19 protein-coding genes are annotated in these 23,216 nt (G+C 31.5%); 15 read left to right on the forward strand and 4 right to left on the reverse strand.

Annotated elements, in window-relative coordinates:
• Window positions 1–4: 4 nt before the first annotated feature.
• The 3 genes from IGJ45_RS04560 to IGJ45_RS04570 are packed head-to-tail and all read left to right on the forward strand — an operon-like array spanning window position 5 to window position 2,582.
• Window positions 5–928 (forward strand): conjugal transfer protein, encoded by a 924-nt coding sequence (locus IGJ45_RS04560; RefSeq protein ID WP_060815485.1) that lies wholly within the window; start codon window positions 5–7, stop codon window positions 926–928.
• A gap of 32 nt (window positions 929–960) precedes the next feature.
• Window positions 961–2,019, forward strand: coding sequence for a CHAP domain-containing protein (locus IGJ45_RS04565; RefSeq protein ID WP_060815495.1), 1,059 nt, complete (start codon window positions 961–963; stop codon window positions 2,017–2,019).
• 50 nt (window positions 2,020–2,069) lie between these two features.
• Entirely contained in the window at window positions 2,070–2,582 is a 513-nt protein-coding gene (locus tag IGJ45_RS04570; protein WP_225585929.1) for an EF0163 family protein, read from the forward strand.
• A 118-nt stretch (window positions 2,583–2,700) separates the two neighbouring features.
• On the opposite strand, the gene IGJ45_RS04575 is transcribed toward IGJ45_RS04570, so the two are convergent.
• On the reverse strand, window positions 2,701–4,566 hold the full coding sequence (locus tag IGJ45_RS04575; protein WP_438768656.1) for an Ig-like domain-containing protein: 1,866 nt from the start codon (window positions 4,564–4,566) through the stop codon (window positions 2,701–2,703).
• Between the two features lie 328 nt (window positions 4,567–4,894).
• On the opposite strand from IGJ45_RS04575, the gene IGJ45_RS04580 reads away from it, so the two are divergent.
• From IGJ45_RS04580 to IGJ45_RS04620, 9 genes are all read left to right on the forward strand, one after another.
• Window positions 4,895–6,166 (forward strand): DUF3440 domain-containing protein, encoded by a 1,272-nt coding sequence (locus IGJ45_RS04580; RefSeq protein WP_060815484.1) that lies wholly within the window; start codon window positions 4,895–4,897, stop codon window positions 6,164–6,166.
• Window positions 6,163–6,588, forward strand: a complete 426-nt coding sequence (locus IGJ45_RS04585) for a hypothetical protein (protein ID WP_060815483.1) — start codon at window positions 6,163–6,165, stop codon at window positions 6,586–6,588. The genes IGJ45_RS04580 and IGJ45_RS04585 overlap by 4 nt, the downstream gene beginning before the upstream one ends.
• Complete coding sequence (locus IGJ45_RS04590; RefSeq protein ID WP_060815482.1) at window positions 6,575–7,108, forward strand: IbrB-like domain-containing protein; 534 nt, start codon at window positions 6,575–6,577, stop codon at window positions 7,106–7,108. The genes IGJ45_RS04585 and IGJ45_RS04590 overlap by 14 nt, the downstream gene beginning before the upstream one ends.
• 133 nt (window positions 7,109–7,241) lie before the next feature.
• Complete coding sequence (locus IGJ45_RS04595) at window positions 7,242–7,709, forward strand: Dps family protein (RefSeq protein ID WP_060815481.1); 468 nt, start codon at window positions 7,242–7,244, stop codon at window positions 7,707–7,709.
• Between the two features lie 1,257 nt (window positions 7,710–8,966).
• Window positions 8,967–11,687 carry a hypothetical protein gene (locus tag IGJ45_RS04600; RefSeq protein ID WP_438768657.1) on the forward strand — a complete coding sequence of 907 codons (2,721 nt, stop codon included), beginning with the start codon at window positions 8,967–8,969 and terminating at the stop codon, window positions 11,685–11,687.
• A 946-nt stretch (window positions 11,688–12,633) separates the two neighbouring features.
• Window positions 12,634–13,194, forward strand: a complete 561-nt coding sequence (gene amaP / locus IGJ45_RS04605; RefSeq protein WP_060814997.1) for an alkaline shock response membrane anchor protein AmaP — start codon at window positions 12,634–12,636, stop codon at window positions 13,192–13,194.
• Between the two features lie 9 nt (window positions 13,195–13,203).
• Window positions 13,204–13,380 (forward strand): DUF2273 domain-containing protein, encoded by a 177-nt coding sequence (locus IGJ45_RS04610; protein ID WP_071870196.1) that lies wholly within the window; start codon window positions 13,204–13,206, stop codon window positions 13,378–13,380.
• Window positions 13,381–13,440: 60 nt separating this feature from the next.
• A complete protein-coding gene (locus IGJ45_RS04615; protein ID WP_060814996.1) occupies window positions 13,441–14,019 on the forward strand; it encodes an Asp23/Gls24 family envelope stress response protein in 579 nt (192 codons plus the stop codon).
• Between the two features lie 1,521 nt (window positions 14,020–15,540).
• A complete protein-coding gene (locus tag IGJ45_RS04620) occupies window positions 15,541–15,933 on the forward strand; it encodes a hypothetical protein (RefSeq protein ID WP_239468274.1) in 393 nt (130 codons plus the stop codon).
• A 409-nt stretch (window positions 15,934–16,342) separates the two neighbouring features.
• Here IGJ45_RS04620 and IGJ45_RS04625 read toward each other — a convergent pair whose 3' ends face one another.
• Together IGJ45_RS04625 and IGJ45_RS04630 are read right to left on the reverse strand one after the other, a co-directional pair.
• Window positions 16,343–17,317 carry a C-terminal binding protein gene (locus IGJ45_RS04625; RefSeq protein ID WP_060814994.1) on the reverse strand — a complete coding sequence of 325 codons (975 nt, stop codon included), beginning with the start codon at window positions 17,315–17,317 and terminating at the stop codon, window positions 16,343–16,345.
• A 10-nt stretch (window positions 17,318–17,327) separates the two neighbouring features.
• Window positions 17,328–18,674: a YjiH family protein gene (locus tag IGJ45_RS04630; RefSeq protein ID WP_060814993.1), complete on the reverse strand. Its 1,347-nt coding sequence runs from the start codon at window positions 18,672–18,674 to the stop codon at window positions 17,328–17,330.
• 146 nt (window positions 18,675–18,820) lie between these two features.
• Here IGJ45_RS04630 and IGJ45_RS04635 point away from each other — a divergent pair, with 146 nt between their 5' ends.
• From IGJ45_RS04635 to IGJ45_RS04645, 3 genes are all read left to right on the forward strand, one after another.
• The gene (locus tag IGJ45_RS04635; RefSeq protein ID WP_060814992.1) at window positions 18,821–19,570 is read left to right on the forward strand and encodes an IclR family transcriptional regulator; all 750 of its coding nucleotides are present in this window, start codon (window positions 18,821–18,823) and stop codon (window positions 19,568–19,570) included.
• 1,158 nt (window positions 19,571–20,728) lie between these two features.
• Window positions 20,729–21,373: a TetR/AcrR family transcriptional regulator gene (locus IGJ45_RS04640; protein WP_060814991.1), complete on the forward strand. Its 645-nt coding sequence runs from the start codon at window positions 20,729–20,731 to the stop codon at window positions 21,371–21,373.
• Window positions 21,374–21,379: 6 nt separating this feature from the next.
• Complete coding sequence (locus IGJ45_RS04645) at window positions 21,380–22,006, forward strand: TetR/AcrR family transcriptional regulator (protein WP_060814990.1); 627 nt, start codon at window positions 21,380–21,382, stop codon at window positions 22,004–22,006.
• A gap of 360 nt (window positions 22,007–22,366) precedes the next feature.
• On the opposite strand, the gene IGJ45_RS04650 is transcribed toward IGJ45_RS04645, so the two are convergent.
• Window positions 22,367–23,185, reverse strand: a complete 819-nt coding sequence (locus IGJ45_RS04650) for a MurR/RpiR family transcriptional regulator (RefSeq protein WP_060814989.1) — start codon at window positions 23,183–23,185, stop codon at window positions 22,367–22,369.
• Between the last annotated feature and the right edge of the window lie 31 nt (window positions 23,186–23,216).

Below are 23,216 nucleotides of genomic sequence, written 5' to 3' on the forward strand. Positions count from 1 at the left end.
GGCTATGTTTCCTCGGAAGAAAAAACTGTCTATTCTCTCTGAACAAGAAACAAGACTAAAAGGAAAGAAAGACAAGAAAAAAGAAAGCTATAAGGGAGCGCGAAAAAGGCGCTTCCTTTTTTTTGCAGGCTGGAGCTTTTTGGTTTTTAGTGTTTGTTTTGGAGTTTATAATAATTTAACTTCTCAAGATACGCATATAATCCATGAAACAAAAGTCATTGATAAACAACTAAAAGATATGACTGGAATAGAAAGTTATGTGAAAAATTTTGCATTTTTGTATTTTACAGTGAGTCTTGAAAGCGACCAACAAATAAATCGATCAAAAGCAGTAGAAAGTTATTTAGCTGATGGGCTGCAAATGGATAATGAAATAGATAAAGACATAGAAACGAATGTAAAAGTTAAAAATGTCTCGATTTGGGCAATAGAGGAACATGAATCAAAAAAACATACATTTGTGGTTATGTTTCATGTCTTATTAGAGATAGAAAAAGAATTCAAAGAGCGTGTGTATAAGGTGGAGGTATATCGAAACGAATTATCATATGCCATAGTGAAATTGCCTATTGTAGCGAGTAATGTTAAAAAAGCAACGATTAAAGTAGACACTCGGTTCGAAACAACGAGCATTTCTCGAAAAGAACAGGAAGAATTAGAGAAATTCTTATATACCTTCTTTCGTATTTATCCTAAAGCAAACGCAGAAGAATTAAAATATTATGGGACAACTCTTTTACCAATTCAACAGCCTTTAGCCTTTGAAGAACTATCGAATTTGCAAGTTGCAAAAAAAGAGGGTAGATATGAGATTCATTGTAATATTTTGTATCAAGATCAAGAAACGCACCTTTGGTTTACCATGTACTATGAAATGTCTATGAAACAATTAGAGAATGGGAACTTTCGAATTGAGGCGATTCACTAGTGAAAAAGATTTTTTTATTTAGTGGCATCTGTATGATGAGTTGCCTGTTTTTATTATTTGCGATAATTAGCATGTCTAGTGGTGAATCGAAGCACATGGATTCAGCAGTTGGTGTTACTCATACGGGAGAATATATCGAAACCTTACCTATTTTTTCAGAGATCAAAGGGCGTGGTCCGATAACAGATGAACATGCCCAAGCAGCAGTTGGTGCAGCTGTAAAGTATCAGTTATTACCGAGTGTGATTCTTTCTCAATTAGGATATGAATCAGCTTATGGGCAGTCACAATCTGGAAGAAACGATACGAACTTTTTTGGGATTACGTGGTTTCCTGGTTGTCCCTATCCACAAGGTTCTGCACGTGGGATTGGTGGCTCTGAAGGTGGTTTCTATATGAAGTTTCCGAACCTGAATGCTTGTTATGACTATTATGGATTTATGGTGGCGAGTCAAAGCAACTTTAATCAATGTGTGGGCAATAACGATCCTGGAAGTTGTTTATTGATTCTAGGTCGTGGAGGTTATGCGGCGGCAGGTATCACCGAAGGCAGTCCGTATTATCAAGGCGCAATGAGTATCATAAAGTCCTATAACTTAACGGAATATGATGCCTTTGCGATCAAGCATTGGAATAGCCTACCAACCAAAAAAACTTCGCTTATTGCAGGAAAAAGTAAAGGCAATGCGAAGGTTTTGGATCGGATCATTGGACGACCCGTAAATAATGGGGAATGTTATGGTGGTACGGCATGGTATGTATCTCAACTAGGTGGCCCACAGTTAATGGGTTCTGGACACATGTTTGCGATGTTAATAGGGGAAGATTATAACTGGGCAACCTATGGTTGGCAAGTGATCATGAATCCAAAGCCCAGTGACTTACAAGCAGGAGATGTGGTCAATTGGCAAGCAGGTGGTGCATTGTCTCCTGGAATCTATGGCCACACGGGTATCATAACAGATGTCTCAAATAGTGGACAAAGTTTCTCCACCGTAGAACAGAACGCCGAGCAGGGGCGAATTATGGCACGGTATCAACGCAGCTATAACCAAGCGAAAATTCGAAGTCTGGTTCGGAAAGTGAAATAAAAGAATTCTTTCGATGAAAATTTTTAGTAGAAAAGGGAGAAGGATCGATTGTGAAAAAGTATTATTTTTTCTTTCTAAGTTGTTTTTGTTTGTTTGGACTTACTAGTTGTGGGTGGATTTTTTCTGAAGAAAAAACAGAAGTTTCCTTAATATCAAAAGAAAAGATGATACAAGCAGAAAGTTCAAGTAAAGAAAGCAAAAGAAATCAGGAAGACAAAACAGAATGCAATATTTCTGAAGAAATCCAATATTTGTTAAAGAATTTTGGAAGAAAATGGGTGAATTACACGGATATATACGAACGAAATCAATCTGTAAAAAACTATTTAACCGATCGTTGTATAAAAGAAAATGGGATTGACAACGATCCACATGTACAATATAAAACAATTGGCCGTATTCATACTATCACACAAGATGTAATCCAATCGGATCAATATTTATTATTTGGAGAAGAAACAACAAATGAGATAACTCGGTTTGTGTTACTTCAAATCAAGGTGGATCAAGAAGTGCAGAAGATTGATAAAATCAAGATTTATTATGTAAGAAGTGCATATTAAAATAAAAAAGGAATTATGGAAATTGTTTGTAATTAAATCGAACAGTGATTATTTATTTTAAATTGAAAACAGAGATAGGATGAATACTTATTCTATCTCTGTTTTCTTTTGGACTAATCTAGATATTTTTTTGTTTTGAATTTAATTTAATACCCACTGCAATAGAAGCTAATAAAATAACTAATCCAGCTAAAACTCCTGATGATTCTTTTTCACCAGTTTGGGGAAGAGTATTATTTGACTTTGAATTAGTATTTGAAACATTCTTCTCTGATATTAAAATTTTAGAGTTAGTGTTTTTTAAAGACACTGGTTTATCAGGCTCAGGATTCTCAGGTGTTACCGGAGTTTCAGGCTCAGGATTCTCAGGTGTTACCGGAGTTTCAGGCTCAGGATTCTCAGGCGTTACTGGAGTTTCAGGCTCAGGATTCTCAGGTGTTACCGGAGTTTCAGGCTCAGGATTCTCAGGCGTTATCGGAGTTTCAGGCTCAGGATTCTCAGGCGTTACTGGAGTCTCAGGCTCAGGATTCTCAGGTGTTACCGGAGTTTCAGGCTCAGGATTCTCAGGTGTTACCGGAGTTTCAGGCTCAGGATTCTCAGGTGTTACCGGAGTTTCAGGCTCAGGATTCTCAGGCGTTACCGGAGTTTCAGGCTCAGGGTTCTCAGGTGTTACCGGAGTTTCAGGTTCAGGATTCTCAGGTGTTACCGGAGTTTCAGGCTCAGGATTCTCAGGTGTTACCGGAGTTTCAGGCTCAGGATTCTCAGGTGTTACCGGAGTTTCAGGCTCAGGATTCTCAGGCGTTACCGGAGTTTCAGGCTCAGGTGATATCACACTACCGTCACCACTTGCATTTCCATCTGTTAGTTTTACATAATTATCCCAGTACCAGCTAGTATTGCCTAATTGATAAGGAGAGTAACCATACATAACTACTCTAGTAGCAATATCTTTTTTATCTGTATAAGGAGAAGTATATTGAACGACATAAGTTTCGTTATCAATATTGCTCGGAAAACTAATACTAATTTTATTATCATAAAAATCAATATAGCATTGATTAGTCACGTCTTCTAGTGAATCATTTGTAGCAATAGAAAAACTGTCGGTTAGTCTTCCGTCTGATTTTACTTTATAAACTTTTATTTGAGTATTTGTCTTATCGTAGATAATTTCAGAATTATATCCATTTTCTTCTTTTCTTTGATTTCTAATTTCAATACTTTTATTTCCTAAAGTTTGTTTTAAAGAATTGACATAGATAGTATGAGAAAAATTATGGTTATTCAAGTCTACATTAAATATGTTACCAGCACCATTAGCATTATATTGAGGTCCTACATTTTTAGAATAATCCACTAACAGACTCAAATCTTTTTTACTATTGCCTATACTCGCAGTAATAGTTTGATAAGAAGTATTAGTTACTACTTCTGGATCAATAAAGATCGGTAAAGAAATTTTTCCACTAACATTATCATGCTCTGCTACATAATCCGTAAATTCGTATTGAATACGATTAGTATCAATATCGTATTTTCCAGTTGCTATAATTGAATTATCTGGAGCTAAGAGATTAGGCATTGTGACAGAGTTAGCTTCTGTAATTCCATAAAAATTAGCATTTTCACTCAAATCAATATAAAAATAATCTTTTGGATTAACTGAGTCAGGGACTTTGAATGCATAATTTGAAGTTAGCGATTCTGCATTATGTGGAAATATGACTTTCTCTTTATTATTAGATATTGAAATATTAATATTTGTTAATTGATCACTAACATTTTTAGATTGGTCATAATAAGTAGTAGTTACTGTTTCTTCTGCTGAAACAGTATGTAAAGGTATAAAAATAGTAGAACTTAATAATACCCCGCTAAATATGACAATTGATGCAACTCCTGTTTTCAGTCGACTAATTCTCCACTTTTTGATAATTGGATTGCTTTTTAATTCTAATAACTTTTTATTGTTTTTTCCAACCATAAAATTATCCTTTCTACATAATTTATTCGAACGATAAAAATGATCGTTCATTTTTATTATAATAATATTTAATGGAAAAACAAGTTAAAATCATTGTTTGAATAGTAATTCCAATTATTTCTATAATATTTGTTAACTGTAAGATACCACTAGACTAAAATCCATTTTTGTTTTTTTAAGTAAGTATAGTATATAAATTAAAGGTGTTCCTTACATTATTCTATATGATTTGAATACTATAAGAAACAACAATTGATAAAATTATTGACAAAGTTTTTAAAGGTATTACCATTGATATTGAACGCTTATTTTTTTAGGGGGATGAGAAATGAATGTCTTTGATGCTACTTTAAAGAGATTAGAATACATATTTGAAGAATTTGACAAGGTGTATTTTTCATTTAGTGGTGGTAAGGATAGTGGGATAATGGTTCAGTTAGCTAATCTAGTTGCAGAAAAATTAGATAGAAATTTTGATCTATTAATATTAAATATTGAAGCAAATTACACAGCAACTGTTGATTTTATAAAAAAAATTGAACAGTTACCTAGAGTAAAAAATATTTATCATTTTTGCTTACCTTTTTTTGAGGATAACAACACTAGTTTTTTTCAACCTCAATGGAAAATGTGGGATCCAAGCGAAAAAGAAAAATGGATTCATTCTCTTCCTAAAAATGCCATAACTTTGGAAAATATTGATGACGGTTTAAAGAAATATTATTCATTATCAAATGGTAATCCCGACAGATTTCTTCGTTATTTTCAAAATTGGTATAAAGAACAATATCCCCAAAGTGCTGTATCATGTGGTGTAGGTATAAGAGCACAAGAAAGTTTACATAGACATAGTGCTGTTACAAAAGGTGAAAATAAATATAAGAATCGATGTTGGATAAATATAACTTTAGAAGGAAATATTTTGTTTTATCCTTTATTTGATTGGAAAGTTGATGACATTTGGGCTGCAACTTTTAAATGTGGACTAGAATATAATTATATCTATGAGAAAATGTATAAGATTGGATATAAGTACCGGGACATGAGAATATGTCAGCCTTTCGGATTACAACAAAGAAAAGCGTTAAATCAATTTGCTGAACTTGAACCTGAAACATGGGATAAATTAGTAAAAAGAGTAAGTGGAGTTAATTTTGGAAATATATATGGTAAAACTAGTCTTTTAGGATTAAATACTTCTCAAAAACCTTCATTTATGACTTGGCAAAGATATTCTATTTTTTTACTAGAAACATTAGGATTATATTCTCCTCTTTTAATGAATCATTATTACAGAAAGATATGTATTCTTTTTGCTTATTACAAGAATAAATATAATATGGATATCCAAGATATGCCAGATGAATCAAAAAGAAAAGATTGGATAAAAGATGAAAGACTTTGGAATGACTGGAAAGGGATAGCTAAAGCTTTAGAAAAAAATGACTTTGTTTTATCTACTAGAAATTATAGTTTAACGAAAAAAGATGAAGCTGAACTATATGAGATGTTTAAAGAATATAAAGACTTTTTGGGAATAAATCAATTAAAAGGAAAGAGGTACGAAAATATTGTACAAAAAATAGGAGGAATGAAATGAGCGAAATAGATATTAAAGTTTATATACCCCCATACAATAAACAAAATTTTTACAGTTTAATGGGGAAATATTTTGCTGAAAGAGTATATAGAAGAAAATTACCTTATTTAATAAATACACCTAGTACTATTTGGTTTTTGTTAATGAACAAGGAAAGGATAATTGGATTTTCTTCCATCCAAATTTCCAATGAGTTTATTGATATTGGAGATGTTTTTGTTGAAGATGAAAATGACGATACTCGAAAGTATCTATTGGAGAAGGTTTTATTTTTCATAGACAAGAAATGTGAAAGAAAGTGTGTACGAATTTCTTTAAAAAAAGATCAGTACTTAAATAATCTGAAACATTATTGTTTTAAACAATATAGAGAGACAAAGAATTATTTATTTTTTAGGAGAGAAATCAATGAACAAGATTGATATGCCTGTTTTAAATGTAAAAATGGTTCCAGTAGAGAAAATAAAAAGTAATAATTATAACCCAAATCATGTCGCTGAACCTGAAATGGAGCTTTTAGAATTTTCGATTTTAAAAGACGGATATACACAACCAATTGTTTGCTATTATGATGATAAAAAAGACGAATATATTATTATTGATGGGTTCCATAGGTATTTAATTGGAAAAAGCAAACTTGATTTAAAAGAACTTCCTTTAGTTGTAATTGATAAGCCATTGGAGCAAAGAATGTCAAGTACAATTAGACACAATAGAGCTAGAGGGAAACATGAAATAGATAAAATGTCCGAATTAGTTCTACTGCTTGTCAATGAAGGATGGGACGATCATAAAATAGGGAAAGAACTAGGAATGGAAAAAGAAGAAGTTCTTAGATTAAAACAAGTAACAGGGTTGAAAAGTGCCTTTTTGAACCATGAATTTAGTGAATCATGGGATGAATTTGTAAAAAAAAATTATCCTAAACAAAAGGATGAATAAGTGGTAAAGATTTTTATAAACACGATTTTAATATAAACGTTCATTTTATTGTTGACAAGATATATTTGTTATATTAAATTATGTGTAAATCGGAATTATTTCTTTTTAAAAAATTTAAATTAGGAGTGATATTATGAAATTTTGTGAAACAAAAAAAGTATTAAATCAATTGGTAGCCGATTTAAGCGTATTTTCAGTAAGAATACATCAAGTTCATTGGTATATGCGTGGAGAAAGGTTTCTATTTCTACATCCTAAAATGGATGATCTCATGGAGCAAATTAATGATCAGTTAGATGTAATTTCAGAACGACTGATTACACTTGATGGATCTCCGTATTCAACTCTAGAAGAGTTTTTTACAAATTCCAAATTAGAAGAAGAAAAAGGCTCTTGGAATAAAACTATTGATGAACAAATTGATTATTTATTGGAAGGTTATAATTATCTTGTTTCGACATATGAAGAGGGGATTGAAACTGCAGGAAAGGAAGGCGATGACTGTACAGAGGATATTTTTATTGGTTCTAAATCAGAGCTAGAAAAAGAGATTTGGATGTTAAAAGCAGAGTTAGGTAACTCACCTGAGTTAGATAAATAGATACAGAACTTCAAGTGAATGGTTATGATATTTCCTTGTGAATAGGGAGTGTTTTTCAGTGTTTCTATGAATACTATAAGTGAGATTGATAAAAAAACAAAAACATCTAAGGAGAGATTTATTTCTACCTTAGATGTTTTTTCACTAAGTGATCTGTTTCAGTCGATAAATATAAGTGCAGGTAGATTTTAACAACTAATTATATCAAAGAAATAAGTATATAGTACTGTAAAAATATATATTATAAATTATCTTAACAAAGAGTTGATGGGAACATACGCAATCTAATAGTATGTCAGATATGTATATAAAATTAGAAAACTGAGCGAAAGAAACATTGGAAGAATATTTTTTAACTATGCTCTTTTATATCTATATATAATATGAAAATATTATTTGGAGAAATAGATTCTGATGGACTGAGAAAAAGTATAAAAAGCTATAAAAAATATAAAAAGAAAAAATATGCTGATACACGTTGTATCTATTTTCATCCCGAAATTCCCATAAAGTGACAGCATACTTTATTCATTTAATCATGGTATAAGAAGCAGCTATTTCTACTTTTTGAGAACTTAATTTTAAGCTTGCGCTATATTTTTCGCTACAACATTATAAAAAATAAGTTAATATGCTTATTTTTTGCTTTGATAATTCTAATATACATTTTCAGGGGCAACTCCTTCCCCTGAGTTGCCCTTAGAGAGTGATATTGGGATATCCCTGAACCTATTATAGAAATACCAACATCTTAGCTCAACAAATTTGCTTTATATTGCAAAAAATGATCTAAATTATCTCTTTTTTATCTATAGATTATTAAATGTATGGAAGAATTAAAATAAGATAATAAATTTTGGAAAAGAAATCATATTTCAAGTCCTAAGATTAACAACAAAGCTTATTATATATAAATAAAAACTGTTCAAGAATATTTTCTTAAAAATAGTTTTATCTTATTTACAAATATAATAGAACTCAGTGGACTTATTCCCAGATAGTTTTTAGATAACACTGATAGTGAAATGTTGAAGCAAAATTAGCATTGATTACCTGTCTAATTTTAATGTTTTATAGTGAGTCTACCTGAAAATAAAAGTGCCTCATCATAATTGTTTCTTAAAAAATAAACGATCATTTTTATTGAAATTTCCGAAAAATTAATTTATACTTTTATCGAAAAACATTCTAATTTGAATGCTTTTTCTTTTTGTCTATAAAACATGATCGTTCATTTTGTGGTAAGGAGAGATGGGAATGTTTACTAGTTGTAAAGAAAAAAGATTGAAATTTGCAATTAGAAAGAAGAAAGGTGGTGGTGCTGCGTCCTTTATAATTGGCTGTTTAATTTTTGGAAACATATTTCTCAATGGCGCTATTGCTAATGCGTCTAGTATAGAAAATAGTTATGCAATAAGTGGTTTTGGTAATCAGACAAAAGGTGGGTATTTCTTATATAATAAGGGTATTAAAACTGAAAGTGTTATTGATAACCAAGTAGCTTTTTGTTTTGACAAAAACGTTATAGCTAAACTGAATGATCGTGGGTTTTCAAACCCTGGTTATCAATTATACAATGAAAAAGACGAACAACTCTTGAAAGTATATAGTAATGAAAAAATTGATAAAGTAAGAAATATCATGGCTTACGCTTGGGATAATTTTATTACTAAATATCCCTATTTAAATACTTATACAGCCGCTTCTAATGATGATCGTGCTTCTCTTGCCAGAGGAATTAGTCATGCTATTTGGGTAACCTTGGGACAAACAACAGAGAAAAAATCAAGAAGTGATTTAGGTGGCGTAAATACTAATGCTTATAAATTTTATAAAGAAGCTCTAAATTACAAGCCACTTGCAAAAGATATTAACAATTATGATATTAGTTTACTTATTCCAACTGACGACAATAATATTTTGCAGGTAAATGCTTCTCAATCATTAATAACGGTTAAAAAAATCGATCCAGATAAACCAGTAAATCCAGATCCAGAAACTCCAGTAACGCCAGAGACTCCAGATCCAGAAACTCCGGTAACGCCAGAGACTCCAGATCCAGAAACTCCGGTAACACCAGAGACTCCAGATCCAGAAACTCCGGTAACGCCAGAGACTCCAGATCCAGAAACTCCGGTAACACCAGAGACTCCAGATCCAGAAACTCCGGTAACGCCAGAGACTCCAGATCCAGAAACTCCGGTAACACCAGAGACTCCAGATCCAGAAACTCCGGTAACGCCAGAGACTCCAGATCCAGAAACTCCGGTAACACCAGAGACTCCAGATCCAGAAACTCCGGTAACGCCAGAGACTCCAGATCCAGAAACTCCGGTAACACCAGAGACTCCAGATCCAGAAACTCCGGTAACACCAGAGACTCCAGATCCAGAAACTCCGGTAACGCCAGAGACTCCAGATCCAGAAACTCCAGTAACGCCAGAGACTCCAGATCCAGAAACTCCGGTAACACCAGAGACTCCAGATCCAGAAACTCCGGTAACACCAGAGACTCCAGATCCAGAAACTCCGGTAACACCAGAGACTCCAGATCCAGAAACTCCGGTAACACCAGAGACTCCAGATCCAGAAACTCCGGTAACACCAGAGACTCCAGATCCAGAAACTCCGGTAACACCAGAGACTCCAGATCCAGAAACTCCGGTAACACCAGAGACTCCAGATCCAGAAACTCCAGTAACGCCAGAGACTCCAGATCCAGAAACTCCGGTAACACCAGAGACTCCAGATCCAGAAACTCCGGTAACACCAGAGACTCCAGACCCAGAAACTCCGGTAACGCCAGAGACTCCAGATCCAGAAACTCCGGTAACACCAGAGACTCCAGATCCAGAAACTCCGGTAACGCCAGAGACTCCAGATCCAGAAACTCCGGTAACACCAGAGACTCCAGATCCAGAAACTCCGGTAACGCCAGAGACTCCAGATCCAGAAACTCCGGTAACACCAGAGACTCCAGATCCAGAAACTCCGGTAACACCAGAGACTCCAGATCCAGAAACTCCGGTAACACCAGAGACTCCAGATCCAGAAACTCCAGTAACGCCAGAGACTCCAGATCCAGAAACTCCGGTAACACCAGAGACTCCAGATCCAGAAACTCCGGTAACGCCAGAGACTCCAGATCCAGAAACTCCGGTAACACCAGAGACTCCAGATCCAGAAACTCCGGTAACGCCAGAGACTCCAGATCCAGAAACTCCGGTAACACCAGAGACTCCAGATCCAGAAACTCCGGTAACACCAGAGACTCCAGATCCAGAAACTCCAGTAACGCCAGAGACTCCAGATCCAGAAACTCCGGTAACACCAGAGACTCCAGATCCAGAAACTCCGGTAACACCAGAGACTCCAGATCCAGAAACTCCGGTAACACCAGAGACTCCAGATCCAGAAACTCCGGTAACACCAGAGACTCCAGATCCAGAAACTCCGGTAACACCAGAGACTCCAGATCCAGAAACTCCAGTAACGCCAGAGACTCCAGATCCAGAAACTCCGGTAACACCAGAGACTCCAGATCCAGAAACTCCGGTAACACCAGAGACTCCAGACCCAGAAACTCCGGTAACGCCAGAGACTCCAGATCCAGAAACTCCGGTAACACCAGAGACTCCAGATCCAGAAACTCCGGTAACGCCAGAGACTCCAGATCCAGAAACTCCGGTAACACCAGAGACTCCAGATCCAGAAACTCCGGTAACGCCAGAGACTCCAGATCCAGAAACTCCGGTAACACCAGAGACTCCAGATCCAGAAACTCCGGTAACGCCAGAGACTAGTAATTATAAAACTCTACAAATACAAAAGAGTAAGGTGAATTATAAATCTGAAACAAATAAAACTCTTCCAAAAACTGGAGAGGCAAAATCATCTGGAGTATTTGTAGGTATAATAGTTTTATTGACTTCTATTTTTGCTGGATTTAAATTAAATTTGAAAAGAAAAAAAGGATAGAAAATAGATCTGAGATAGAATACTTAGTGTTCTATCTCAGGTTGTAATTATGTTTTATATCACTCAAGTATTAAGGAGGGATTATGATAACTTTAGAAGAGAAATATATATAATCTTTAGGCAAGAAATGTATAAGAAAAGAGTCTATTTAAATCATAAGTATATTCAAGATACTGAATCTCACGCCCAATGTTTAATATGCTTGGCCGAAAAAACGTATTATATTATTCATTATTCAGAAATACTTATTGGTTGATTTTTTATTTTTTCTAGGGACAAAGACTTGTAATTAAAGAAACAGGAAATAAAAAACGAAAAATTAAGTCTTCTTTAACAAAAAAACATTGGAAGATAAGAAATTTTCAATAGAAAAATCTCATCTCTCAAAAAAAATATTATATACAATCGAAAAAAATTTTTTATATCGATGATAGTAATTTTTTGTCTAGTGGATTAAATAATGCTAGTGTGAATTTTCAAATATTGTTAGTTAATAGTTTTTATGGTTTCTAAAAGGTTTGGAGGTAAGAAATAATATGTTCGTGAGATAAGAATCATTATTTAGTACATCTTCTTATAAGCAGGGAACTTATTTCTAGAATTAAAAAACTTGTATAAAAAAATAAATTGAACATTCATTTTTATTTGACTTGAGGATTTTTACTTGATAATATTATATCGTAAACTATTTTAATTTATAAAGTGAACAGTCTATTTTTTTTATACAAGTTACTCACTTTGATAGTTTCAGATATAGTAATTGGTTAAACTTATCGTATTAGTTTAACTAAAGTTAGTGAGATAAATGAAATGAAAGGAGAATATTCTAGAAATCAAACTGCCAAAATCTGTGTCAAGTTTAATTTATAGGTTTTGTTTAATTGTAAAGTTCCATAGAATAATAAAATAAAGAATTATATTCACAACGTAATCTAAGAGGTGGAATATGCGAAAAAGCTTGAAACTACTATTAACTATTGTTTTACTGCTGTTTTTTTTTCCTTTAGCACATACGTTAATTACAATGCAAAGTGTGGTTAGTTTACCATTTTATTTACTACCATTTACAAGTTACCCATATATTGGTAATAACATGGCTCAATTTTTGTTTTGGCTTAGTGCCGTTTTGCTAACATTCTTATTTATTATTTTAATTATTGTATTATTTTATCCTAGGATAAATAATTATATAGAAAAAAAGACCGATACTGGAAAAATAGCAATTCAAAAAAAAGCAATTGAGAATTTTGTATTAATCGCAGCAAAAGAAGAGCCTTTTATTGTTGATCCAACGGTAAAAGTTGTAATTAAGAAGAAAAAAATAAAAATCTATGTACGGGGAAAAATACGTAAAGCTTTTCAAACAGGGGAGCGACAAACCTCCTTTATAAGGAAAGTAAACACTAATTTGAATGCCTTATTTGGTGCAGAACAAACAATACTAACTGAAATAAAATTCAATGATTATCATGAAAGAAATAAAGAAACCAAATCAAAAGTTTTATAGGAGAAAACAATGAAAGAATTCATAGAGAAATATAAATATCCGCTCATTTTTGCATGTGTAGGACTACTATTAGGATTATTAATTCTCACGTTAGGACTTTTTAAAATAGTGATAATAACAATACTTACTGTATGTGGTTTTTATTTAGGTATCTATTTAGAAACTATTGGATTTTTTGACAAATAAAACTAGTTAATAACCGTTTTTACGGTAAAAAATAAATTTTTATTTTTAGGAGGAAAACTAATGGATAATAAAACAAACAATACAAAAACAGAAATTAAAAAGAATGATATATCAAAAGCTTCTGAAGCTATTAAAGGAGAATTGGTTTTTGAAGATAAAGTAATTCAAAAAATAATCGGTATTGCATTAGATGAAATTGATGGGCTTTTGACAGTTGATGGAGGATTCTTTTCAAATATAGCCGGAAAATTAGTAAATACAGATAACACAACTTCTGGAGTCGATGTTGAAGTAGGTAAAAAACAAGTTGCAGTAGATCTTTCAATAGTGGCTGAATATGGTAAAGATGTAACTACAATTTATGATAAAATTAAGCAAGTAATCTCAAATGAAGTTAGGAAAATGACTGGCTTAGATGTAATTGAAATTAACGTAAACGTCGTAGATGTAAAAACAAAAGAACAATACGAAAAAGATTCAGTTACCCTACAAGATCATCTTACTGATGCAGCTTCTGCTACTGGAGAATTTGCTTCAAAACAAATTGAGAAATCAAAAGAAGCTTTAGGAGTAGCAAGTGAAAAAGTTAATGATGGTGTACAAAACGTAAAAGAAGCAACAGAACCTCGTGTAAAATAGTAACTTCCTTTCTGTAATATACAACATATAAAATTGAAAGACTAAATTTAAGGCTCTTAGATATTTTAATGTAGATATAGAAGAAAGAACTGAAATATAATAAAACCAGTTAGGTATAGGACTTAACTGGTTTTAGTTTCTTTAAGTGGGAGATCAACATCTGAATAAGCATTTTGTGAAAGATGTAGAAATCTTTATAGCTGTTGGTTACTCATTTTGTATTTCTTATTTAGTTCTTTTGTCTCTTTCTAGTAAATCTTTACAATATTTTAGTTCTTAATTTATATTATTTAAAAATTTTATTATCGTATAAACCATTATAAAAGCTGTTAATCAAAACAGTTATCATTATTGAAAAATCTTTCTGATTTAATTTCAGAGGAAAAGAAAATCAATAGCGTTATTAGGAAATCCTAGTGACGCTATTGACTTTTTTATAGATAGAAGGGTTAATTATTTAGTTCTTTTATAATTGTTTTAACACAAGAAGCTTTATTGCTTCTATTTTGTTATTTATCATACTATATCGTGAAATACTGTATTTTATTTGGTTGATTGTCAATAGATATGGTGTAGTAGAGGAATTTAGTGAAATGGAAGAAGATAAAAAATAATAAGATTATCTGAAATAAAATATAATCATAGATAATCTAATAAATAAAGAAGCACAAAAAGCTGAAGAATAGAAGAATATAGTTAATATATAACTAATTAATGTTCACATGTAAAACCTATTTTCGAAAATACAAAAATATAAAACAAATATATAACAAATATATAACACCAGAAGTTGAATAATGGTATTACTTGGAATAACAGTACCCTTTTCCTTTTTTAATTTTTTGGATAACCTAAGTTGTGTTTAAGATATGTCTCTTTATTAAAATAAATGTGTCATTTGTAAAATATAAGTTTTATTTTCAATTATCTGGCTACAAAGTAAGCAGGAAAAACATATCATTATGAAGAGTAATTAGATAATTAAAGAAATCGATATTTACCGTCTCTTTTTTATAACTGATTTATTCTAATGGTAAAGTCTTTTTTCTTTCTTTAGTCATATTCGCAAACTATAAATGAACAGTCATATTGAATTTTTTTAAAATTATTTTAACATATATATTATGAAATATAATGATATTATTTCTCTTATTTTTATAAAATGAACGTTTGTTTTGTAAACGAATAGAGTGAATGTGTTTTACTAAATCAGAGATAAGCAGATAATTATGCAATAAAAAGGATCAACAGTGGTTATAGAGTAGGATCTTTGTTAATAAGATAGCCAAGACAATCTAAAGAAATCTAACTAACTTTGACTCAGAAGAAATCATTACGAAAGTAATTAAAAAATTTATTTATTCTTTGAAGAATGCTGTATAAAAAGGGGGAGTATTTAAAAGTAAGCAAATATCCGGGTATGATTATCTGACTCATTTCACAATATATATGAACAAATCCAGTAAATTTATCTTTTTTGAAAAAGAGTATGAGTTTAATAATTATAAGAGGGTGAGAATAGTGTGTGTTATAAGTAAAGAGTATTTTTTCGAAATCTCAGATATTGCTGCATTTATTGAAGTAGAGAGAAAAAAACAGGGTAATTCAGCAAAACTAAATACGCATGACTATTTTTTGATTGATATCGTAAAACAATTAAGTGAGCAACAAAAAGAATTAATTCAACTAATAAATTCAAAAAATTTTAAGACGATATTAAGAAGTTTGATTGAAATGGATGCTAAAATTTCTGATTATCTTTTTTTCTTAATCAATTGCAGGTTTGAAAATGATAAAGAAGTAAAAGATTGTATAGAAAGTGTAGAAAAAGATGGTCTTGATGATTACTATTGCGGATTAAATTATAATGACAGCTTAAATGACTTCAAATTGATAGTTCATAAATTTTGTTAAAAAATATGTACAGCCAAGAAATGTTCCACCATCAGTTATTGAAGACGCTATAAAATTAGGAAAGATGATTTTACTTTAAAGTTCTTTATAAGAACCTGTGAAAATCAAATTAGTGTGTTCTTAAACTATAAATAAAAAGATATTTTTTATAGATTTTATATTAGAAATATTTTGAAAAGTTTCAAAGAAGAATGCGTAATAGATGAAAAAATAATAGCTACCACATTAAAGGTAAATTGTAGATAGAGAAAGTGAGTTTTACAAGCAGGAGATTTAAAAATAGATTTATCTGATGGTAATGTTTCTATGGATATTAAAGAAAATGACTAAACAGAAGTAAATATTTCGATAATCGATATTTATTAGAGATTAGAGGATAGTGAACATCCCCCGTGAAAATGGGGGATGTTTACTGAATTTGTTTAAGATTTACAATTTCGCCTTTAGATAAATCGCCGTTTAAAAAAGCTTGAATATTTTTAAAGTTATCTTGAACTCCCTGAATAAAGGCTTCTTGTGAATAAAAAGCAATATGTGGGGTTAATACAACATTATCCATTTGCATAAATGGTAACTTATTCAAATCTGGATTTTCGTTATGCACCACATCTAAAATCGCATATGAGAGTTTTCCTGATTGCAAAGCCGCCACTAAATCCTCTTCATTTACAACACCACCACGTGAAGAATTAATAAAAACTGGGTGCTTTTGGCACAAATTAAATAAGTTTACATTTAATATTCCTTTTGTACTATTATTTAAAGGCAAGTGCGATGAAATATAATCACTTTGCTCAAAAATTTCTTCTAGACTAGCTTGTTTCACATTTGATTGTTCAAAGATTTCTGAAACTACAAAAGGATCATAAGCAATCAATTTACAACCAAAAACCTGTAAACGTTTTGCAATTAAACGTGGGATATTTCCAAATCCAATTAGACCAACAGTTAAGGAAGATAAACGACGCATATCTGGAAATAACTCATAATTCCATTCGTGATCAACTTTTACCGATTGATTGAAATCAATAATGCGACGATTATGAGAAAGAATAGCTGCTATCACATAGTTAGCCACCTCATCAATACAATATTGAGTAATATGAGAAACCGGCAATCTATGTTCATTTGCATAATCTAAGTCCACAGAATTAAAGCCAATCGAACGATAGACTACTAATTTTAAGTTGGGTAACTGTGATAAAACTTCCTCCGTTAATGGTTCATACACGGTAATAATAATATCTGCATCATGGGCATTTTCAATAATATCTGTTGGAGTTTGACTCGGACGCACTGCCATTTCTAGATCTAAATTCAATTCTTTAATGGCTTTTAACTCATGTTCAAACATATTATCTTCAAATAATCTGACTACTTTCATAAGAATTCTCCTATCTAACAAAAAATTTCGCAATTAAAATGACAAAAAATAGTGATAAAAAAGTACGCTCTAAAAAGATGACAATCACATGCCAGAATTTCATGTGCTTATTCGTTGAAATCAGTAAAGTTGCTGTTTCAGATAAATATATAATTTGAATAATACTCATCATCGCAATAATCACTCGACTTACGGTAGATTCAACAGATTGACCTAAAATAACTGGTAAATAATTATCTGCCAAACCAGACATAATCGCACTAGCAGTTATATCTGGGCTTGCAATTCCAAATGCCATTAAAATCCATTCAACTGGCATGGAGATGATTTTAAGTAGCGGTGTATATAATGAAATCACTAAGGCTAAGGTGCCCCAACATACAATGATTGGTGTTAACCAAAACACATAGAAAGTCATATTATCGATTTTAGCAACAAAATTTGAAAGATTAGATTCATTTGCACGATCAACAGCATTATTGAGTGCACGTGTAAACCAATTACCAGATTTTTCTATTGTGATTTTGGATGCAATCGAACCATTCATATAAGTATCTGGAAAAGTTGATAGGGGGGGAATACGTACACTAATTGCTGCAACAATTACGCTCACTATTGCAAGTCCAGCTAAAATTAAGCCAAAGTAATCAATGACATTTAAAACCGAACTGACTAATACAATCCATCCAATACTTCCTGTCGCAAACTGGGAACCAATAACTGCCATTTCACGTACAGTAAAGTATCCTTTTGCAAAGAATTCCTCTGTTGCCATGATTGCCACATTTCCCGGACCGACCCAAGCACTGATGATATTCACAGCACAAATTTCAGAAACTTTAAAAATCGGTTTAACAATTCCACCCACGATTTCACCTAAAAATTCCATCGCTCCGAACTCTAAAATAAAAGTTTGAAATAATAACATCATTGGTACTAACACCGATAATTGGGTCGCTAAAGATAACATCGTACCACCAGTATCAGGCGAAGCGATAAAGTTCGGGCCAATTTTAAAATAAACTAGAAGGGAAATAATCGCTCCAATCACACGGTTTATTGTGTAAAATAAACTAGTAGAAAAAAGCTTATTTAGTAGACGATGACGACGAATGATTGTGTCTTTTTTCACTTGATCGAATACAGCTAAAATCGCACTTAAAACAATCAAGACTACCATAATCCCAGTTAACGGTGCTTGGAACGTTTTTACAAATATCTTTAAATAGTGGAAAAGAATTGTGTCCACTGACCCATCAAAACTAAAGGGCACAAGTACTAAAATCGTCCCAAGTATCGTAAACACAACAAATTTTATAAGTCCCAGTAAATAATGCTGATCTTTTCTTTTTTTCATATCATTTCTCCTTATGCTAAATTCGGAACATCGTTCCGGAAAAAATTGTACAGATTTTAATTTAGTCTGTCAATATAGTATAGTTAGTTTTATTACAAAAAAATCTGCTATAATTGCTATAAAAAAAATAGAAAGAGAGGGATCCGATGAATAAGGAAAACGATTTGATTAAATCCGTTGATAATGCCTTTACTCTATTAGATTTATTGAGTGAACAGGGCGCTTTAGGAATTTCTGAAGTAACTAGATTATCTGGTCTAGCTAAAACAACGGTCTTTCGTATTTTGAAAACTTTGGAGTACCGCGGCATTGTCATACAAATTGAAGATGATATCTATACATTAAGCTATAAAATTTTAAAATATCACCCCAAACCTTTGAATGAACAACAATTAATCAAAATTGCCAAACCTTATATGCAAAATTTTTCGCAAAAAACTGGCGAAACCATTAATCTATCGATTTTATATCGAGATGAAATATATATTATTCATTCGGAAAGCGGCGAAAGTTACATGTTGCAATCGTCTTTAGCACCAGTCACTGATTTATACTGTTCTTCCATGGGAAAAATCTTTTTAAGTGAAATGTCACCTACTGAATTGGAAAAATACTACCAAAAAAGGTTAGTGAAGCGTACCATCAATACTATTATTGATTATTCGAATTTTTGTGAAGAACAGAAAAAAATCAAGGAAAAGCAGGTTGCCTTTGATCATGAAGAATACGAATATGGTCTTACTTGTATGGCAACTGGACTCTATCAAAACGGTGAATTAGTTGCGGCACTCGGTTGTTCCGGACCTACCACACGGCTAGGATTCAAAGGATTATCCCAATTAGAAGATGAGCTAAAAAAAAGTGGCGAGATTATTAATCAATTGCTAGAAGTATAGTAAATATCCACCCGTTTTTATGGGTGGATATTTCAGTCTGTAAATAAAGTCAATTTTATGGATGCTGTCTACAGTCTTTTCTTTTATAATAAATTTATAAAATAGTAAATTGCTGTCTTTTTTACGTGGAGTTTATCATGGATTTAATTTGTTTGATAGTTTGGTAAAGAAGGCTAATAATTTTGGATACTAAATGCTTTTTAATATATTCAGCTATGATCATGATCTTTAAGTTTTTATTTAAAAGACTAATTATAGATTTAGTGAGGGATTTTAATTAATAGGATGAAGTAATAGTTCTAAAAATTCATTGTTAGTGCCTATCATTATAATTTATTGACGTGTTATAGCATTAAATTTGGAAATCTTATGTAAAGTCTAATTAGTGATTCAATTCGTAATAATTTTTTTTATAGTTTAGGGAGTGGAAATTCAAGCTACATATAATTATTTTCTTTTTTATTAATGAAAGTAGGCAGTGAAGGTTCTAGTACTGAGGAGTGTCCTGAAGAAGCTCTAATTAATGAAATTGTCCATTTAAATACCATTTTTTCCAATTATATATAGTTCCTCTTCCTGAGATATTGAATTCTTCTCGAAGAGAAGAGATGACTCTCCTTTCAATAAACGCTCAACAATTTGAATTTTTAGTGTATCAGGATAGTAATTATGCTTTGACGTTAGAAAAACTCCTCTAAATTTATTTTACTAAATTTGAAGTTTTCTTTTTTATTGTATCCAAATTATAGTGCCAGTTCCCCTGAGTGGTGTCTTTTAATGTTGAAGAAAGAGTATTTATCATGAAAGTTTTCTTAATTAAAAACATGATTTAGAGGAAGCAGTTGTATTAATTGTACAAAAGTTTATTTTTGAAAAAAAGAAGCGATTGAGTATTGTTGCTTCTTTTTCTTTCTACATCTAGAGTTATTTTATATCCCCTTGAAAGTCAGGAGTCTTGTAAAGAATAATGAAAATATTAAGACTTCTGAAATTAAGTCGGGTCACACTTCTGTAAATAGTTCAGACGAAATTATTAGTAGTAGAAAAGTAAATGGTTGGAAAATGATTCAATTAGGAGAAGCTTTAAAAAATGAGCGGTCGTTTTTATAAGGTTAATATGGTATACTTAGTTATAATATCTTTTTTGAGGAGATAGCTATGTATAAAACAGCAAATGAATTATTTAATCGATTAAAATCAGAAAAAAAAGAACTCATTTTAAACTATATCTTAGAAGAATTTGGAAGAGTTGGTTATGAATCTGCTTCAGTTCGTAAGATTGCTGATAAGGCAGATTTAAGTGCAGGATCATTATATCAGTACTTTAACAATAAAGAAGGAATGCTAAGAGTAGCAATAGAACACGTTTTTGTTATTTTAGATGAATATATTAATAATATAAACAATGCTCCTTTAAAATTAGAAAATCGTTTAGAAGTAATGTTCGAAACAATCTTAGAATTAGGAAGAAAACATCCTGAATTGATTGTTTTTTATAATAAAATTCCTGGTGACGAACAAATGACAAGCGAGTGGGTTAAACAATTTTACAATAACACTAGTTTTTTCAAAGTATATTGGCATACCGTAAATGAATTAAAAGATGAAAAAGAAATAAGTGATAAAATTGATCCAGTTGTCTACACGTTCATTATTGATACGATGATGTTATCCGGAGAATTACTTCAAAATACGCAATATCAAGAAATAAAAGCCAAAGTTTTTCTAGAAGACTCAATAAAAAGTTCATTAATATTAAAAGAAAATGTTATCGAGACGCTAACTGTACTTGCAAGGGGGTAAGAGTCTATGACAATAAGTAATAAGAATAGCATGCGAGAAGAAATTATAATTATTGCTATAAAGCATTTTTCTAAATTTGGTTATGAGAAAACAAGACTTTTAGATATTGCTAATGAAGCTAAAACTAGTACTACTACTGTATATAGTTTTTTTAAAACAAAACATGATCTGTATGAAGCTGCAGTGGAGTATGATTTAAATATAATAAACCTTGAACTTGAAAAAATTGTTAAGGAAAGTTCTACACTCGATGAATATATTATAAATATAGTTGAAAGAGTACGATTAAATTCTGAAAAGAAACAATTGTTTTTGAATTTTTTTATGCTTATTTCGACCAATTCTGGCCAAATAAAAAAAATAGATATTATAGAAGAATTTGAAAGAAAAAAATTTTCTTTCTATTTTAAATTTATAGAATCCCCTAAGGTAAAAGATCGCTATACATTATTGTTTATAGATAATTTAATTACTATTTATATCTATTCATATTTTAATGTATTTTATCGAAAAAAATTATTGCTTTATCTATCTTTATATCAACAAGATAAACAATCTATAGAATTTGAAGAGGATCTGCTAAAACATCTGAAAATATTGATAAGAACAAGACTTTTTATTGATAAAAACTGATGTCCTTTTTTTCTCTGTTCATTGAATTATATAGATGATAAATGTAAGTGGTTAGACATCTCTTTTGTCTAGCCGCTTTTTTGCTTTATGAAATAGATTTGTTATATTTAGATACTGACTAAAAAAGTGTTTTGTATTTTATTGCTAAAAGTTGTCAGTTATCTTTGATAATGATTATTGTATATTGAAAGCTGTTCATCATATTCCTATAAAAAGAATTTTTTCAAAGTATTGATGGTTGATACTTTTCTTTCTAACACTTCATCTAAAGGTAAGATGAAAGTTATTTGTGCAAATTGTGAGTCCCACTAATTAATTGATATTTCACCTAAATATAAATTGCTTCAATTAATACTCTATTTAATCTAAGCTTTTATCTAAGATAGAGCGTAATACTCTTTCACGCAGTTCCACTGCATTAATATTGTTTTTCTGTTCATAACCTTGTACAAGTAAATCACAAAGGTACAATTGAGAGATTTTCCCTGCCAAAGAACCACCATTTAAAAATTCTTCGATTGCTGTTTGTAAAACAACATCTGCTGTCTGTCCTATTGGAGAATGAAGGTAATTGGTAATTGCTAAGATCTTTGCACCATTTTTTTTTGCAATTTCTACAGAATCAAAGGTATCTTTTGTTTTTCCGGATAATGAAAAAGCAATAATCACATCGTCTTCTTCCATCAAAGAAGCTACTTGAGCTTGAAAATGAGGATCCAGAACAGCTTTTGCTTGAACTCCTACTCGTAAGAACATACTTTCTAAATCAAGGCTTGTATTTCCACTAGAACCCACCCCAAATATATAAAGATTTTTTGCTTGACTGATGAGTTGGATTGCCTTATCTAGTTTTTTTTCATCTAGTAAATGTGCTGTAGAATAGAGCGCCTCAGTTAGATGAGTAGCAATTATATCGTAATATTTCTCGCTTGACGGATATTCTTTTTTTTTACTGAAATCTTCTTTTGCAATTTCGATCTTCAAATCAGAGAAACCAGAAAATCCTAATTTTTGGCAAAAACGAATAATCGTTGCATCCCCAACTGTGGTTTTTTCTTTGATATCGCTCATTGTACTATAAATAATTGCTTTCCCAGAATCTAAGATTAAATCAGCTACTTTTTTTTCAGATTTAGTCAATAAAGGATAATGCTCTTTAATTAAATAGATGTAATTCATATGAACTCCTTTACAGTAAAAAATTTTACTC

Origin of the sequence: Enterococcus sp. DIV0574 (genome assembly GCF_051711125.1) — a bacterium.
Classification (GTDB): Bacteria; Bacillota; Bacilli; order Lactobacillales; family Enterococcaceae; genus Enterococcus_D; species Enterococcus_D gallinarum.

Excerpts from the sequence above, each read along its gene's own strand:
- IGJ45_RS04560 (WP_060815485.1), top strand. The coding sequence starts at position 5 with ATGTTTCCTCGGAAGAAAAAACTGTCTATTCTCTCTGAACAAGAAACA.
- IGJ45_RS04565 (WP_060815495.1), top strand. The coding sequence starts at position 961 with ATGATGAGTTGCCTGTTTTTATTATTTGCGATAATTAGCATGTCTAGT.
- IGJ45_RS04575 (WP_438768656.1), bottom strand. The coding sequence starts at position 4,566 with ATGGTTGGAAAAAACAATAAAAAGTTATTAGAATTAAAAAGCAATCCA.
- IGJ45_RS04580 (WP_060815484.1), top strand. The coding sequence starts at position 4,895 with ATGAATGTCTTTGATGCTACTTTAAAGAGATTAGAATACATATTTGAA.
- IGJ45_RS04585 (WP_060815483.1), top strand. The coding sequence starts at position 6,163 with ATGAGCGAAATAGATATTAAAGTTTATATACCCCCATACAATAAACAA.
- IGJ45_RS04590 (WP_060815482.1), top strand. The coding sequence starts at position 6,575 with ATGAACAAGATTGATATGCCTGTTTTAAATGTAAAAATGGTTCCAGTA.
- IGJ45_RS04595 (WP_060815481.1), top strand. The coding sequence starts at position 7,242 with ATGAAATTTTGTGAAACAAAAAAAGTATTAAATCAATTGGTAGCCGAT.
- IGJ45_RS04600 (WP_438768657.1), top strand. The coding sequence starts at position 8,967 with ATGTTTACTAGTTGTAAAGAAAAAAGATTGAAATTTGCAATTAGAAAG.
- amaP (WP_060814997.1), top strand. The coding sequence starts at position 12,634 with ATGCGAAAAAGCTTGAAACTACTATTAACTATTGTTTTACTGCTGTTT.
- IGJ45_RS04610 (WP_071870196.1), top strand. The coding sequence starts at position 13,204 with ATGAAAGAATTCATAGAGAAATATAAATATCCGCTCATTTTTGCATGT.
- IGJ45_RS04615 (WP_060814996.1), top strand. The coding sequence starts at position 13,441 with ATGGATAATAAAACAAACAATACAAAAACAGAAATTAAAAAGAATGAT.
- IGJ45_RS04625 (WP_060814994.1), bottom strand. The coding sequence starts at position 17,317 with ATGAAAGTAGTCAGATTATTTGAAGATAATATGTTTGAACATGAGTTA.
- IGJ45_RS04630 (WP_060814993.1), bottom strand. The coding sequence starts at position 18,674 with ATGAAAAAAAGAAAAGATCAGCATTATTTACTGGGACTTATAAAATTT.
- IGJ45_RS04635 (WP_060814992.1), top strand. The coding sequence starts at position 18,821 with ATGAATAAGGAAAACGATTTGATTAAATCCGTTGATAATGCCTTTACT.
- IGJ45_RS04640 (WP_060814991.1), top strand. The coding sequence starts at position 20,729 with ATGTATAAAACAGCAAATGAATTATTTAATCGATTAAAATCAGAAAAA.
- IGJ45_RS04645 (WP_060814990.1), top strand. The coding sequence starts at position 21,380 with ATGACAATAAGTAATAAGAATAGCATGCGAGAAGAAATTATAATTATT.
- IGJ45_RS04650 (WP_060814989.1), bottom strand. The coding sequence starts at position 23,185 with ATGAATTACATCTATTTAATTAAAGAGCATTATCCTTTATTGACTAAA.